The following is a 13750-nucleotide window of genomic DNA, read 5'->3' as shown; positions in this document are numbered from 1 at the left end:
CAGGTGAACATATGACCATCATCGCCAGTTTGTTACGCGCCGCCGAGCTGCCGGATTCGCCCACGTCCCGACTGGATGCCGAATTGCTGCTGGCCGCGGCACTGGGCAAGTCCCGCAGCTTCCTGCACACCTGGCCCGAGCGAATCGTGCCAAGCGAAGCGGCGTTGGTGTTCTCTGAATACCTGCGCCGCCGTCGTTCTGGCGAGCCAGTGGCTTATATCCTCGGGCAGCAAGGCTTCTGGAACCTGGACCTGGAAGTGGCGCCCCACACCTTGATTCCGCGTCCCGACACCGAACTGCTGGTGGAAACCGCGCTGGCCTTGCTGCCGGCCGCACCGGCGAGGGTTCTGGATCTGGGCACCGGCAGCGGCGCGATTGCCCTGGCATTGGCCAGCGAGCGCCCGGCCTGGACAGTCACCGCGGTCGACCGTGTGCTGGAGGCGGTGGCCCTGGCCGAACGCAATCGCCAGCGCCTGGACCTGCGCAACGTCACGGTGCTGAGCAGCCACTGGTTCAGCGCTTTGGACGGTGAGCGTTTTGAGCTGATCATCAGCAACCCACCCTATATAGCCGCCACCGATCCTCACCTGGCCGAGGGCGACGTGCGGTTTGAGCCGGCCAGTGCCCTGGTGGCAGGGCACGACGGGCTTGATGATTTGCGCACAATTATCACCCAGGCCCCCGATCATCTTGAAACGGGTGGCTGGTTGATGCTCGAGCACGGTTACGATCAGGCCGACGCGGTGCGTGATCTGCTGCAAACCCAAGGGTTTACTGAAGTCCACAGCCGCCAGGACCTGGGTGGGCATGAGCGCATCAGCCTGGGGCGCCTGCCGTGCTGAACGATCAGGAGCTGTTGCGCTATAGCCGGCAGATTCTGTTGCAGCACGTCGACATCGACGGGCAACTGCGACTCAAGCACAGCCGCGTATTGATTGTCGGCCTCGGCGGACTCGGCGCTCCGGTGGCGTTGTACCTGGCCGCTGCTGGCGTCGGTGAGTTGCACCTGGCGGATTTTGACACGGTCGACCTGACCAACCTGCAACGCCAGATCATCCACGACACCGACAGTGTGGGCCTGAGCAAGGTCGATTCGGCGATGCGTCGCCTGACGGCGCTCAACCCTGAAATCAGCCTGGTGCCTCACCCACAGGCCATGGATGAAGACAGCCTGTCTGCTGCCGTTGCGGCAGTGGATGTGGTGCTGGACTGTTCCGACAATTTCTCCACCCGCGAAGCGGTGAATGCGGCGTGTGTCGCAGCGGGCAAACCGCTGGTCAGCGGTGCGGCGATTCGCCTGGAAGGGCAGCTATCCGTGTTTGATCCGCGCCGCCCGGAAAGCCCCTGCTATCACTGCCTCTATGGCCACGGCAGTGAAGCCGAATTGACCTGCAGCGAAACCGGTGTGCTCGGGCCGCTGGTGGGGTTGGTGGGCAGTCTGCAAGCCCTTGAAGCCTTGAAACTGTTGGCCGGTTTCGGCGAACCACTGGTGGGACGCCTGCTGTTGATCGACGCCGTGGGCAGCCGTTTTCGTGAGCTGAGGGTCAAGCGTGATCCGGGGTGCAGCGTCTGTGGTAGCAGCCAGCATGACTGAAGCGCCGGTCGGTGTGTTCGATTCGGGTGTCGGCGGGTTGTCGGTGCTGGGGGAGATTCGTCGGCTGTTGCCCAATGAGTCACTGCTCTACGTTGCAGACTGTGGGCATATTCCCTACGGCGAGAAAACCCCGGAATTCATCCGGCAGCGGTGCGCAATCATCGCCAACTTTCTCCATCACCAGGGCGCCAAGGCGCTGGTGGTGGCTTGCAATACCGCGACGGTCGCCGGGGTCGCCGATTTGCGTCGTGATTATCCCCACTGGCCCATTGTCGGCATGGAGCCGGCGGTCAAACCGGCGGCGGCTGCCACTCGAAGTGGCATTGTCGGTGTGCTGGCAACCACTGGCACATTACAAAGTGCCAAATTCGCCGCGTTACTTGATCGGTTCGCCACCGATGTGCAGGTGATCACCCAGCCATGCCCCGGGCTGGTAGAGCTGATCGAAGCAGGCGATCTCCAGAGCCCGGCTTTGCGTCAATTGCTGCAGGGCTATGTCGAACCTTTGCTGGCCGCCGGCTGCGACACGCTGATCCTGGGTTGCACGCACTATCCCTTCCTCAAGCCATTGCTCAAGCACATGGTCCCCGCGCACATCAGCCTGATCGACACGGGGGCCGCCGTTGCCCGGCAACTTCAGCGCCTGCTCGCTGAACGCGGCCTCCTGGCCGCCGGTCCCGCCAGTGAAACGCGATTCTGGAGTAGCGCAGATCCGATACATTTAAGAAAAATCCTACCAACGCTATGGAATTCGTCCGGCGTTGTGCGAAGCTTCAGTCTGTAAAAAAACCTGAAAAATACCTAAATCAGGCTGAACTTCTGTTTTAACGCGGATTTCTATAGCTTTGTCTGTTTGTAACAAAACTAACTAAGTCTGTTCGGAAAAGGATGTTTCTAATGAAGCGTTTATTCTGCTTGGCCGCACTTGCGGCTGCATTGTTGGGGCACACTTACTCCGCACAAGCGGCAGGTGTGGAGTTTGGGGTGGGCCAGACCGGCGAGTCGACCATGACTTACCGCTTGGGTATGCAGTTCGATTGGGACAAGAGCTGGTTGCAGAGTGATGTAGGTCGCCTGACCGGCTATTGGAGCGGCGCTTACACGTATTGGGAAGGGGATGAGGCCTCCAGCAATCACAGCCTGTCGTTCTCGCCTGTCTTTGTGTATGAGTTTGCCGGTCAAAACGTAAAACCCTACATCGAGGCGGGTATCGGTGTTGCGTTGTTTGAAAATACCCAAGTGGAAAACAACCAGCTCGGTACGGCTTTTCAGTTCGAGGACCGCATTGGTTTCGGCCTGCGCTTCAACGGTGGACATGAAGTGGGTATTCGCGCCACTCATTACTCCAACGCCGGCATCAAGTCGACCAACGACGGTGTCGAAAGTTACGCGCTGCACTACACGATGCCGCTGTAACCCAAACCCGTGGGAGCGAGCCTGCTCGCGATAGCGAAGTATCAGACAACCTCATATTGACTGGTCTACCGCTATCGCGAGCAGGCTCGTTCCCACGGGCTACCGATACGCAGTCGCAATCCCTTTGCGTTCTTCAATACATTCCGGCGCGCCCATCTCGAACTCGCGGCAGATCAGCGGGCGTTTTTCGTAGATCGTGCACCTCATGCTGTCGCGATCCAGCGCCGCGCACCAACCATCGTCGAGCCGCAACATCACTTCTCCACCCCATTCGTCCGTGTCGATAAAGCGTTCGGGCACGCCAGTGTCAGTGATCAGCATGACTTCCAGTTGGCAACAGCACGCCGCGCACGTCGAACAAGTGACGGCAGGCTGGGGGATCTGATGGACAGGGATGGTTTTCATGGCGCGCAGTGTAAGGCAACCGCGCCCCTCAGGGTTGGCCCTTGATCGGGCACCCATTTCCCGCTTTATCTGAGTTGACGTCAGTGAGCATCGATTCGGTCGATGAAGGTAGCGGCCAGAGTACGGTCATGGACGAAACGGGGAGCGCCACTTCATGGGGGCGCTCGGCCAGTTGTTTCAGCACGTGATGTGCCGCCGTTTCGGCCGTCCACTGGACTGGGGCCGGAAAACAGTCGTCGAGCCTGAGCGAAGGGCTGTCGAAGCCCGGATGAACCAGCGTCACGTCGATGCCCTCGGCCACCAGTTGGACGCGAGCCGACTCAAACAGAAAACGCATGCCTTTGCCGTCGGCCTCGCTATATGACGGTGGCAGGTAAGTCGCCGGGCTGGCGATGCCCACCAGATGGGACCGGTTGCCTGCACGCAGCAATGGCAGGGCAGTGTGAATGCAGAAGCTGGCCGCTATCAGATTGCTGCGCACAATGTGTTCGATGATCAAAGGGTCGGCGGGTTGGCCGTCGATGTATTCGGCGGTTCCTGCATTGAGAATCACGGTGTCCAGCGAGCCCCACTGCCGGGCAATCTGTTCGCCGATCTCGCGTACGGTCTGGCTGTCGGTCAAGTTGCCGGGCACCGCCAGTACTTGTCCCGGATAACGTGCCGAAAGGTCTTCACTCGAGCGCGACGAGCGCGAGCTAACGGCCAGGTGTGCGCCGGTTTTGAGTATCGCTTCGGCCAACGAAACGCCGATTCCGTTGCCCGCGCCGGTCAGCCAATATCGCTTACGAGTTTCTAGACCCATTCCATACTTCCTTCGCCGAGCAGAGTGCACGAGTTTGGTATAAGACTGTATGGCCGCAGGGTTGAAATTGCATCTTACGGTCCGTGTTTTTCTGTTCGCTGATCGCCCGATTTCTTGGTTTTACACTTATCGAGTTGGCAGGTTTCTGAACGCCTGCAATGCACGAGCCCGGGACTGACCCAGGTCGACAATCGCCGGAGGATAATCCGTCACGCCAAACAATCGGCCCTGCATGTTTGGATTATGGACCTGTTGCTTATCGAGATCGTTCAGTTCAGGTAACCAGCGTTTGATGAACAATCCTTCACGGTCGAATTTTTCCGATTGACTCAAGGGGTTGAAGATCCGAAACCAGGGCGCAGCATCCGTCCCGGTCGAGGCGCTCCACTGCCAGCCGCCGTTGTTGGCGGCCAGGTCGCCGTCGATCAGGTGTTGCATGAAAAAGCGCTCACCCTCGCGCCAGTCGATCAGCAGGTTCTTGGTCAGAAACATCGCCACCACCATCCGCAAACGGTTGTGCATCCACCCGGTTTCCAGCAACTGGCGCATGGCCGCGTCGATGATCGGCAAGCCAGTGCGTGCCTGTTTCCAGGCCTCCAGCTCTTCAGGGGCGTTGCGCCAGGCCAGCGCTTCGGTTTCCGGACGGAACGCGCGATGGCGAGACACCCGTGGATAGCCCACTAGAATGTGTTTATAGAACTCACGCCAGAGCAATTCATTGATCCATGTCACAACACCGACATTTCCGCTCTCGAATTCACCCTGGTTGGCCTGCAGCGCCGCATGCAGGCATTGGCGTGGCGAGATCACACCCGCCACCAGGTACGCCGAGAGCTGGCTGGTGCCTGGCCTGGCGGGAAAGTCCCGTTCGCTCTGGTAATAATCGAGGTGTTGCTCAGCGAAGGTGTCCAGGCGCCGCCGGGCTTCGTTTTCACCCGCTGGCCAGAGGGCGCGCAGCGTTTCACTCGCAGGCGAGAAGCCTTCGACTTGCGTGGGCACCGGGTCGCTGACAATGCCGGTGGGTGCCTGCCGGGCCGGTTTGGCGACCAGGCTTGGCAGCGAAAAGTGCAGGCGGCTGTAACAGACCTTGCGGAACTGGCTGAACACCTGGAAATAGGTGCCGGTCTTGGTCAGCACACTGCCGGGCTTGAACAGCAACTGGTCGAGGTGGCTGTGAAATTCGATGCCCTGGCCCTGCAACGTTCGGGCAACTTCGGCATCTCGGTGGGTTTCGTTCAAGCCGTATTCTTCATTGACATGGACGGCGTCGATTGCCAGTTCGTGGCACAGCGAGAGCAGAATCTGCGGTGCCTGATCCCAGCGTGCAGCGTGGCGGATCAGCAGCGGGATGTTCAACGCCTCCAGGGCAGTGCTCAACGAGGCGAGGTTACGCAGCCAAAAGTCGATCTTGCACGGTGCATCGTCATGCGCGCGCCATTGTTCCGGGCTCGGCAGGTACACCGCCACACAAGGTCCCCGGGCTGCTGCGGTGGCGAGGGCGGTGTTGTCGTGCAGGCGCAGGTCGCTGCGCAGCCAGATCAGTTGCGTGGGTTTTTTCATTCAAATAAGTGCTCTGCGACTCAGTTCGCGGTAAGCCGATAACGGATCTTCGGCCCACGTAAGGTTGTCGGTCGAAATGCCTGTGGATAACCGGGCGTGATGGATCGATGCGGCCGGGCCGGCGATGATGATCGGGCAATCCACTCCACTGATCAGCTTGGGCAGTTGGGACAGGTTCAGCGCGTTGCTGGAGTACAGCAGCACTCCACGGGCTTTGAGGCGTTCGACGGCCAAGGCCAGTTCGCCTGCGGGTATCGGCCCATCGAACACTTCCACGGGGCAATCGGCGCTGCTGGCCAGCCAGGCGCTAAGCCACAATTGGGGTTCCAGGGGCAGGTCCGAATGGTTGACCAGCAGCAATGGCGCACCGCGCAACTGACGATTGTTGTGGTAGATCCGACTGCCGAATTTGCTGCGCAGCCAGGAGTACAGAAACACCCGCTCCAACTGCGCACCGAACTGGCCTTGCCAGCGCAATTGCAGTTCGGCCAGCAAAGGCAGCAACAACTGCTCGCACACCGTCCAGGGCGGATAAAGCGCCATAGCCTGGTTGACCAGATCATCGACCTGACGCTCGGCCAGTTGCGTGACCGCCAGCATCAGGGCGTGGCGCTGACGCTGCCAGTCGTTTTCCAACGGTTCACTGGGCGGCTGCGGTGTGTCGAGCAGCGGTTTTATCTTGCTCACCGCCACCCCCCGATCGATCCAGGTGAGGATGCTCAAGATACGTTGCACATGATCGGCATTGAACAGTCGGTGACCCTTGGGGGTGCGGTGCGGCACGATCAGGCCATAACGGCGCTCCCAGGCTCTTAGCGTGACGGCATTGACCCCGGTTTGGCGGGCAACTTCGCGTATGGGCAGCCAGCCCTGCGCCAGGGCTTTGGCGAAGTCGGCCCCCAGGTCTTCGCTGGCGCTGGAATCAGGTTCGCTTTTCATCAAATGGCATTTCGCAGACTGAGGTTTTCCGGGTGTGGTTGCAGGTAGACCTGCTGCGCCAGATAGGGATCGGGATGCAGGCGCAAGTGATGCTTGAGCAAGGTCAGCGGAACTACCAGGGGTACGATGCCGAGGCGGTATTGCCCGATGAGGTGTTGCACTTCCTGCTTGTCTTCGGCGTTGATGGCGCGTTTGAGGTAACCGCTCAGGTGTTGCAGCACATTGGTGTGAGTGCGGCGGGTGGCGCATTTCTTCAAAGCAGCCATCAAGGCGCTGAAGTAGCGTGCGCCCAGCTCGTCAGGATCGGCCTTGCCCATGTTGCCCAACAGATTGCCCAAGGCCTTGTATTGCACCGGGTTATGGGCCATCAACAGATATTTGTAGCGCGAGTGAAAGTGGATCAGGTCACGGCGTGTCAGGCCTTTGCGGCGCAGCGGTTGCCAGGCCGCGTAGGCAAATACCCGGGTCAGGAAATTTTCCCGCAGCACCGGGTCGTTCAGGCGACCGTCTTCCTCCACCGGCAAGTCGGGGTGGCGCTCGCAAAACGCCTGGGCATAGATGCCGCGTCCGCCGCCGTCCTGTGGCACGCTGTTGTGATCGTAGACCTTGACCCGCTCCAGTCCGCAGGACGGCGACTTCTGCATGAAGATGTAGCCGCAGATGTCATCCAGTTCCTCGGCCATCTGCTCTCCGTAAGCGGCCAATGGCCGGGTTACATTGAGGTCGTGCCTGACCGTACCAACCGCGTCAGGCCGTTCGGGATTACCCACCAGCCGGATCGGCTCGCGGGGGATGCCCAGGCCAATGGCGACTTCAGGGCAGACCGGCACGAAGTCGAAGTAGTCGACCAAGGTACGGCTGCATAGCTGCGATTGCTTGTGTCCGCCGTTGAAGCGAACTTCAGCGCCCATCAGGCAGGCGCTGATAGCGATTTTCGGTTTGACGACGGCATCATGGGGCATGGGCGACCTCTGATTTCAAATCTTGTACAAAATAACATTTGTGTACAATATTTTCATCATAGATCCGAACGCGCACAAGTCAACCGCTTTTGCGTGTGGGGCGATGTGGTTTTTGCGCAGACAGGCTGCTGCCTGTTTCGACAGCAGCGGGTGACGTAGGCTGGCGCGTTCTATTGCAGGCTGGCGTGCAGACGGCGTGCGGCTTCCTGACCGCTTAGCCAAGCACCTTCGACACGACCGGACAGGCACCAGTCGCCACAGACATACATACCCAGGTCGGCATCGGCCAAGGCGCCCCATTCATGGTTGCCGGCGGGGCGCGCGTAAAGCCAGCGATGGGCCACGCTGAAGCTGGGCGCAGGCATGGCACTGTGCAGCAGCTCGGCGAACGCGCCGTGCAGGTGTTCGATCACCGCTTCCTTGGCCATGTCGATATGTTGGCGACTCCAGTCGCTGGTGGCGTGCAGCACCCAGGTGTCGAGCGTGCTGTCGCGCCCCGGTTTGCTGCGGTTGCGAGCCAGCCAGTCGAGGGGGCTGTCCTGGACGAAGCAGCCTTCCATGGAGGTATCCAGCGGTGTTTCGAAGGCCAGGGCCACGGCCCAGGTGGGGTCCATCTTCACGCCCGCCGCCACTGCGGCCAGCTTTGGCACGGCCGCCAGCAATGCCGTGGCCTGGGGCGCGGGCGTAGCAATCACCACCTGGCCGAAGGGGCCGTGGGTGAAGCCTTCCGCGTCCTGCAAGTGCCAATGCTCCTGACCGCGGTACACCTCGGTGATGCGGCAGGAGAACTGCACCTGCAACTCGCCAAGCAGGGCGCGTGTGATGGCGCTCATGCGCGGGGTGCCGACCCAGCGGGTCTGCTCATCCGGCGACGGGCTCAATTGCCCATCCTTGAAATGATAAAGCTGAGGTGTCCATTCCGCCGCCCAGCCCTGGGCTTGCCAACGCTGGACTTCCATCACGAAGCGGCGATCGCGGGCAGTGAAATACTGCGCGCCCATGTCCAGTGCGCCGGCATCACTGCGCTTGCTGGACATGCGTCCGCCACTGCCATGGCTTTTATCGAAGAGTTGAACGACATGCCCGGCCTCCGTCAGGGCCTGGGCGGCTGAAAGTCCGGCGATGCCGGTGCCGATGATTGCGATAGGTACAGTCATGAGGGCCTCGTTTACCTTTCTGTACAGACTACGCCGTCGTTTAAACCTGTACAATTAGGGTTTTTGGTATAAGTTTTACCGTTCGCGTTTTGACAGGGTGACCTATTGTTAAACACAGACCCTGCCTGATACGAAAAATCCCTGCTTATAAAAATAGACTAATGGGCTGGGTAAAACGCGATGCGAGGAACACTTCATGCACATATTGCTGACCGGCGGTACTGGTTTGATCGGACGTCAGCTCTGCCGCCACTGGTTGGCGCAGGGCCATCGCTTGACGGTGTGGAGTCGTCGCCCCGAAGACGTGGCGAAGATCTGCGGCGCGCAAGTGCGGGGTGTCGCCCGGCTCGAGGAGATTGCCGAGCCGGTGGATGCGGTGGTCAACCTCGCGGGGGCACCGATTGCGGATCGACCCTGGAGCCATAAACGCAAGAAGTTGTTGTGGAGCAGTCGCATCACCCTGACAGAAGCGTTGTTGGCTTGGCTGGAGCGTAGCGAACACAAACCCGGGGTATTGATTTCCGGTTCCGCGGTGGGGTGGTACGGCGACGGCGGCGAGCGTGAGCTGACCGAGGACTCGGGACCGGTGAGCGAGGACTTCGCCAGCCAGTTGTGCATCGCCTGGGAGGAAACCGCGCAGCGCGCCGAGGCCATGGGCATACGGGTGGTACTGGTTCGCACCGGTCTGGTCCTGTCGGCCGAGGGCGGCTTTTTGTCGCGGCTGCTGCTGCCGTTCAAACTGGGGTTGGGCGGGCGTATTGGCAATGGCCGGCAGTGGATGCCGTGGATTCACATTGCCGATCAAATCGCTCTGATTGATTTTCTTCTGCACCGCGATGAGGCCAGCGGTCCTTATAATGCCTGCGCGCCGAACCCGGTGCGCAACCGCGATTTTGCCAAGGCCCTGGGGCACGTGCTGCATCGGCCGGCCGTGGTGCCGATGCCGGAACTGGCGCTGAAGGTCGCATTGGGAGAATTGTCATTGCTGTTGCTGGGCGGCCAGCGCGCAACGCCGGCCCGATTGCAGGCGGCGGGTTTCACTTTCCGGTTCACTGATTTGCATGCGGCTCTCGACGATTTGTCGGACCGCCTTTGAAATAGGACGTTGCATGACCGATCACGCGTTGCTTCTGGTGAATCTGGGTTCGCCTGCTTCTACTTCGGTGGCCGATGTGCGCCGCTACCTCAATCAGTTTTTGATGGATCCCTACGTCATCGACCTGCCGTGGCCGGTGCGGCGCTTGCTGGTGTCGCTGATCCTGATCAAGCGCCCCGAGCAATCGGCCCATGCCTATGCGTCGATCTGGTGGGACGAGGGCTCGCCGCTGGTGGTGCTCAGCCGTCGCTTGCAACAAGCCATGACTGCGCAATGGACCCAGGGGCCGGTTGAGTTGGCGATGCGTTATGGCGAGCCGTCCATTGAGTCGACCCTGGTGCGCCTGGCAAGCCAGGGCCACAAGAAGATCACGCTGGCGCCGTTGTATCCGCAATTTGCCGACAGCACAGTCACCACGGTGATCGAAGAAGCCAAGCGGGTGGTGCGCGAGAAGAAGCTCGATGTGCAGTTCTCGATTCTCCAGCCGTTCTACGATCAGCCGGAATACCTCGACGCCCTGGTTGCCAGCGCCAAGCCGTATCTGATGCAGGATTACGACCACCTGCTGTTGAGCTTCCATGGTTTGCCCGAGCGGCACCTGACCAAGCTCGACCCCAGGGGTTTCCATTGCTTCAAGGACGCCGACTGCTGCAAAAATGCGCCGCCTGAGGTCATGGCTACGTGTTACCGCGCGCAATGCATTCGCACCGCCGACCTATTCGCCCAGCGCATGGGGCTCAAGGATGGCCAATGGTCGGTGTCGTTCCAGTCGCGACTGGGGCGCGCCAAGTGGATCGAACCCTACACCGAAGCGCGCCTGGATGAACTGGCTAAAAGTGGCGTGAAAAAAGTGTTGGTGATGTGCCCGGCGTTTGTGGCCGACTGCATCGAAACCCTGGAAGAAATCGGTGATCGCGGGCGCGAGCAATTTCGTGAGGCGGGCGGGGAGGAGTTGGTGCTGGTGCCGTGTCTCAATGATGATGTGCAATGGGCGCAGGCGTTGAGCACCCTGTGCGAGCGGGCACCGATCGCTCTGTAAAATTCAAGGGCCCAATCGCGAGCAGGCTCGCTCCCACAATGGATCTCGAGTGTTCAAAGATCCGCTGATGTGGGAGCGAGCCTGCTCGCGATAGCTATCTGACTGGCAGCACAAAACTTCAAGCTTGAGTCAGATCAGCGGCTCATCCGCCTTCTTCTGCTTCCAACCGTCATTGCCCGGCAGGATCAGGTTCAGGGCGATCGCCACCACCGCGCACAGCGCGATGCCTTTGAGGCCGAAGTCGTCCGGGCCGGTGCCGGTGCCTACCAGCACACCGCCGATACCAAACACCAGCGTCACCGAAACGATCACCAGGTTGCGCGCTTCGCTCAGGTCGATCTTGTGGCGGATCAGCGTGTTCATGCCCACCGCCGCGATCGAACCGAACAACAGGCACAGGATCCCGCCCATCACCGGCACTGGGATGCTTTGCAGCAGCGCGCCGAACTTGCCGATGAACGCCAGGCTGATGGCGAAGATCGCCGCCCAGGTCATGATTTTCGGATTGTAGTTTTTGGTCAGCATCACCGCGCCAGTGACTTCGGCGTAGGTGGTGTTGGGCGGGCCGCCGAACAGGCCGGCGGCCGTGGTGGCGATGCCATCGCCGAGCAGGGTGCGGTGCAGGCCGGGTTTTTTCAGGTAGTCGCGACCGGTCACGCTGCCCACCGCGATGACCCCACCGATGTGCTCGATGGCTGGCGCCAAAGCCACCGGCACGATGAACAGGATCGCTTGCCAGTTGAACTCCGGCGCGGTGAAGTTCGGCAGGGCGAACCATGGCGCGGCGGCGATTTTGGCGGTGTCCACCACCCCAAAATAAAACGCCATGGCAAAGCCCACCAGCACGCCGGAAATGATCGGCACCAGGCGGAAAATGCCTTTGCCGAACACCGCGACGATCAGGGTGGTGAGCAGCGCCGGCATCGAGATCAGCATCGCCGTCTGGTAGGCAATCAGCTCGGTGCCGTCGCCGGCCTTGCCCATGGCCATGTTGGCGGCAATCGGTGCCATGGCCAGGCCGATGGAAATGATCACCGGCCCAATCACCACCGGCGGCAGCAAGCGGTCGATAAATCCGGTGCCCTTGACCTTCACCGCCAGGCCCAGGAAGGTGTAGACGAAACCGGCCGCCATCACCCCGCCCATGGTCGCGGCCAGGCCGAACTGGCCCTTGGCGAGAATGATCGGGGTGATGAAGGCAAAGCTCGATGCCAGAAACACCGGCACCTGACGCCCGGTGACGATCTGGAACAGGATTGTTCCCAGGCCTGCGGTGAACAGCGCTACGTTCGGGTCCAGCCCGGTGATCAGCGGCATCAGTACCAGCGCGCCGAAGGCGACGAACAGCATCTGCGCGCCAGACAATACCTGGCGCCAGAGCGGATCGTTGAACTCATCCTGCATGCTCAAGCGTCCTTCTGCTTGGTACCGAAGATCTTGTCGCCGGCATCGCCCAGACCCGGGATAATGTAGCCATGTTCGTTGAGTTTCTGGTCGATGGAAGCGGTGTAGATGGTGACGTCGGGGTGAGCGTCTTCCACCGCCTTGATGCCTTCGGGGGCCGCCACCAGCACCATGGCGCGGATGTCACGGCAACCGGCTTTTTTCAGCAGGTCGATGGTGGCGACCATGGAGCTGCCGGTGGCGAGCATCGGATCGATGATCATTGCCAGGCGCTCGTCGATTTCCGGCACCAGTTTTTCCAGGTAGGTGTGCGCCTGCAGGGTCTGCTCGTTGCGGGCCACACCCACGGCGCTGACTTTGGCGCCCGGGATCAGGCTCAGCACGCCTTCGAGCATGCCGATGCCGGCACGCAGGATCGGCACCACGGTGATTTTCTTGCCGGCGATTTTTTCCACCTGGACCGTACCGGCCCAACCGTCGATTTCATAGGACTCCAGCGGCAGGTCCTTGGTGGCTTCATAGGTGAGCAGTGCACCGACTTCCTGGGCAAGTTCGCGGAAGTTCTTCGTGCTAATGTCGGCGCGGCGCATCAGGCCGAGTTTATGTCTGATCAGCGGGTGGCGGATCTCGAGGATGGGCATGGGGAAAGCTCCGGCGGCGGGCAAAAAAACCGGCCTAGATTAATCTATCCGAGGGTGTTGTCCTATAGACAATACAGAACGTTAGTCCACAAACGCTTGATCTGGCCGGGCGGGATGCGTACCTTTGCCCGCTTTTCCGAACCCGTCCCTCCCCCAACCTCCCCTGGAGAGCGCCATGTCCGCTGATCTCGAGCATATCCGTCAAATCATGCGAGAGGCTGACTGCCTGTACACCGAAGCCGAAGTCGAAGCGGCCATCGCCCGTGTCGGCGCGCAAATCAACGACCAGTTGGCCGATTCCAACCCGGTGGTGTTCTGCGTCATGAACGGTGGGCTGATTTTCTCCGGCAAACTGCTGACCTACCTGAACTTCCCGCTGGAAGCGTCCTATCTGCACGCCACCCGTTACCGCAACGAAACCAGCGGTGGCGACCTGTTCTGGAAAGCCAAGCCGGAAGTTTCGTTCATCGACCGTGACGTGCTGATCATCGACGACATCCTCGACGAAGGTCACACCCTGGGCGCCATCATCGACTTCTGCAAACACGCCGGTGCCCGCGCCGTGCACACCGCCGTGCTGATCGACAAGGACCATGACCGCAAGGCTCGTCCGGACCTGAAAGCCGATTTCGTCGGCCTGCCGTGCATTGACCGCTACATCTTCGGCTACGGCATGGACTACAAAGGTTACTGGCGCAATGCCAACGGTATTTTCGCCGTCAAAGGAATGTAATC

Annotated in this window: 15 protein-coding genes; 7 read left to right on the top strand and 8 right to left on the bottom strand. The window is 60.6% G+C overall.

All coding sequences use genetic code 11. The annotated features are described in order from the left end of the window. Positions 1 to 11: 11 nt before the first annotated feature. The 4 genes from prmC (at position 12) to BW979_RS26025 (ending at position 3010) form a co-directional block, all read left to right on the top strand. Positions 12 to 842, top strand: coding sequence for a peptide chain release factor N(5)-glutamine methyltransferase (prmC, locus tag BW979_RS26040; protein WP_076386306.1), 831 nt, complete (start codon positions 12 to 14; stop codon positions 840 to 842). Further along, positions 836 to 1594 (top strand): molybdopterin-synthase adenylyltransferase MoeB, encoded by a 759-nt coding sequence (locus tag BW979_RS26035; protein WP_076386304.1) that lies wholly within the window; start codon positions 836 to 838, stop codon positions 1592 to 1594. Before prmC ends, BW979_RS26035 begins: the two co-directional genes overlap by 7 nt. Then, the gene (murI, locus tag BW979_RS26030) at positions 1587 to 2378 is read left to right on the top strand and encodes a glutamate racemase (protein WP_076386302.1); all 792 of its coding nucleotides are present in this window, start codon (positions 1587 to 1589) and stop codon (positions 2376 to 2378) included. Before BW979_RS26035 ends, murI begins: the two co-directional genes overlap by 8 nt. Before the next feature lie 113 nt (positions 2379 to 2491). Then, the gene (locus tag BW979_RS26025; RefSeq protein WP_047229402.1) at positions 2492 to 3010 is read left to right on the top strand and encodes an acyloxyacyl hydrolase; all 519 of its coding nucleotides are present in this window, start codon (positions 2492 to 2494) and stop codon (positions 3008 to 3010) included. Between the two features lie 99 nt (positions 3011 to 3109). Here the strand turns inward: BW979_RS26025 and BW979_RS26020 are convergent, their stop codons facing one another. From BW979_RS26020 to BW979_RS25995, 6 genes are all read right to left on the bottom strand, one after another. After that, positions 3110 to 3415, bottom strand: a complete 306-nt coding sequence (locus BW979_RS26020; RefSeq protein ID WP_076386300.1) for a YkgJ family cysteine cluster protein — start codon at positions 3413 to 3415, stop codon at positions 3110 to 3112. A gap of 28 nt (positions 3416 to 3443) precedes the next feature. Then, the gene (locus tag BW979_RS26015) at positions 3444 to 4217 is read right to left on the bottom strand and encodes an SDR family NAD(P)-dependent oxidoreductase (protein WP_076386298.1); all 774 of its coding nucleotides are present in this window, start codon (positions 4215 to 4217) and stop codon (positions 3444 to 3446) included. 126 nt (positions 4218 to 4343) lie between these two features. Continuing rightward, positions 4344 to 5777, bottom strand: coding sequence for a deoxyribodipyrimidine photo-lyase (phrB, locus tag BW979_RS26010; protein WP_076386296.1), 1434 nt, complete (start codon positions 5775 to 5777; stop codon positions 4344 to 4346). Beyond that, the gene (locus BW979_RS26005) at positions 5778 to 6716 is read right to left on the bottom strand and encodes a MerR family transcriptional regulator (protein ID WP_047229406.1); all 939 of its coding nucleotides are present in this window, start codon (positions 6714 to 6716) and stop codon (positions 5778 to 5780) included. Next, positions 6716 to 7678 carry a YbgA family protein gene (locus BW979_RS26000; RefSeq protein WP_047229407.1) on the bottom strand — a complete coding sequence of 321 codons (963 nt, stop codon included), beginning with the start codon at positions 7676 to 7678 and terminating at the stop codon, positions 6716 to 6718. The genes BW979_RS26005 and BW979_RS26000 overlap by 1 nt, the downstream gene beginning before the upstream one ends. Positions 7679 to 7848: 170 nt before the next feature. Further along, entirely contained in the window at positions 7849 to 8835 is a 987-nt protein-coding gene (locus tag BW979_RS25995) for an NAD(P)/FAD-dependent oxidoreductase (RefSeq protein ID WP_047229408.1), read from the bottom strand. A 196-nt stretch (positions 8836 to 9031) separates the two neighbouring features. On the opposite strand from BW979_RS25995, the gene BW979_RS25990 reads away from it, so the two are divergent. Together BW979_RS25990 and hemH are read left to right on the top strand one after the other, a co-directional pair. Continuing rightward, entirely contained in the window at positions 9032 to 9931 is a 900-nt protein-coding gene (locus tag BW979_RS25990; protein WP_047229409.1) for a TIGR01777 family oxidoreductase, read from the top strand. Positions 9932 to 9944: 13 nt separating this feature from the next. Continuing rightward, entirely contained in the window at positions 9945 to 10970 is a 1026-nt protein-coding gene (hemH, locus tag BW979_RS25985) for a ferrochelatase (RefSeq protein WP_076386294.1), read from the top strand. Between the two features lie 129 nt (positions 10971 to 11099). On the opposite strand, the gene BW979_RS25980 is transcribed toward hemH, so the two are convergent. Together BW979_RS25980 and upp are read right to left on the bottom strand one after the other, a co-directional pair. Further along, the gene (locus tag BW979_RS25980) at positions 11100 to 12374 is read right to left on the bottom strand and encodes a uracil-xanthine permease family protein (RefSeq protein ID WP_076386292.1); all 1275 of its coding nucleotides are present in this window, start codon (positions 12372 to 12374) and stop codon (positions 11100 to 11102) included. A 2-nt stretch (positions 12375 to 12376) separates the two neighbouring features. Then, a complete protein-coding gene (gene upp, locus BW979_RS25975; RefSeq protein ID WP_030138594.1) occupies positions 12377 to 13015 on the bottom strand; it encodes a uracil phosphoribosyltransferase in 639 nt (212 codons plus the stop codon). 175 nt (positions 13016 to 13190) lie between these two features. On the opposite strand from upp, the gene BW979_RS25970 reads away from it, so the two are divergent. Continuing rightward, on the top strand, positions 13191 to 13748 hold the full coding sequence (locus BW979_RS25970; protein WP_047229412.1) for a hypoxanthine-guanine phosphoribosyltransferase: 558 nt from the start codon (positions 13191 to 13193) through the stop codon (positions 13746 to 13748). Positions 13749 to 13750 lie beyond the last annotated feature (2 nt).

Source organism: Pseudomonas sp. A214 (genome assembly GCF_900156295.1).
GTDB lineage: Bacteria > Pseudomonadota > Gammaproteobacteria > Pseudomonadales > Pseudomonadaceae > Aquipseudomonas > Aquipseudomonas rhizophila.
This window is presented reverse-complemented; position numbering and strand designations above follow the sequence as displayed.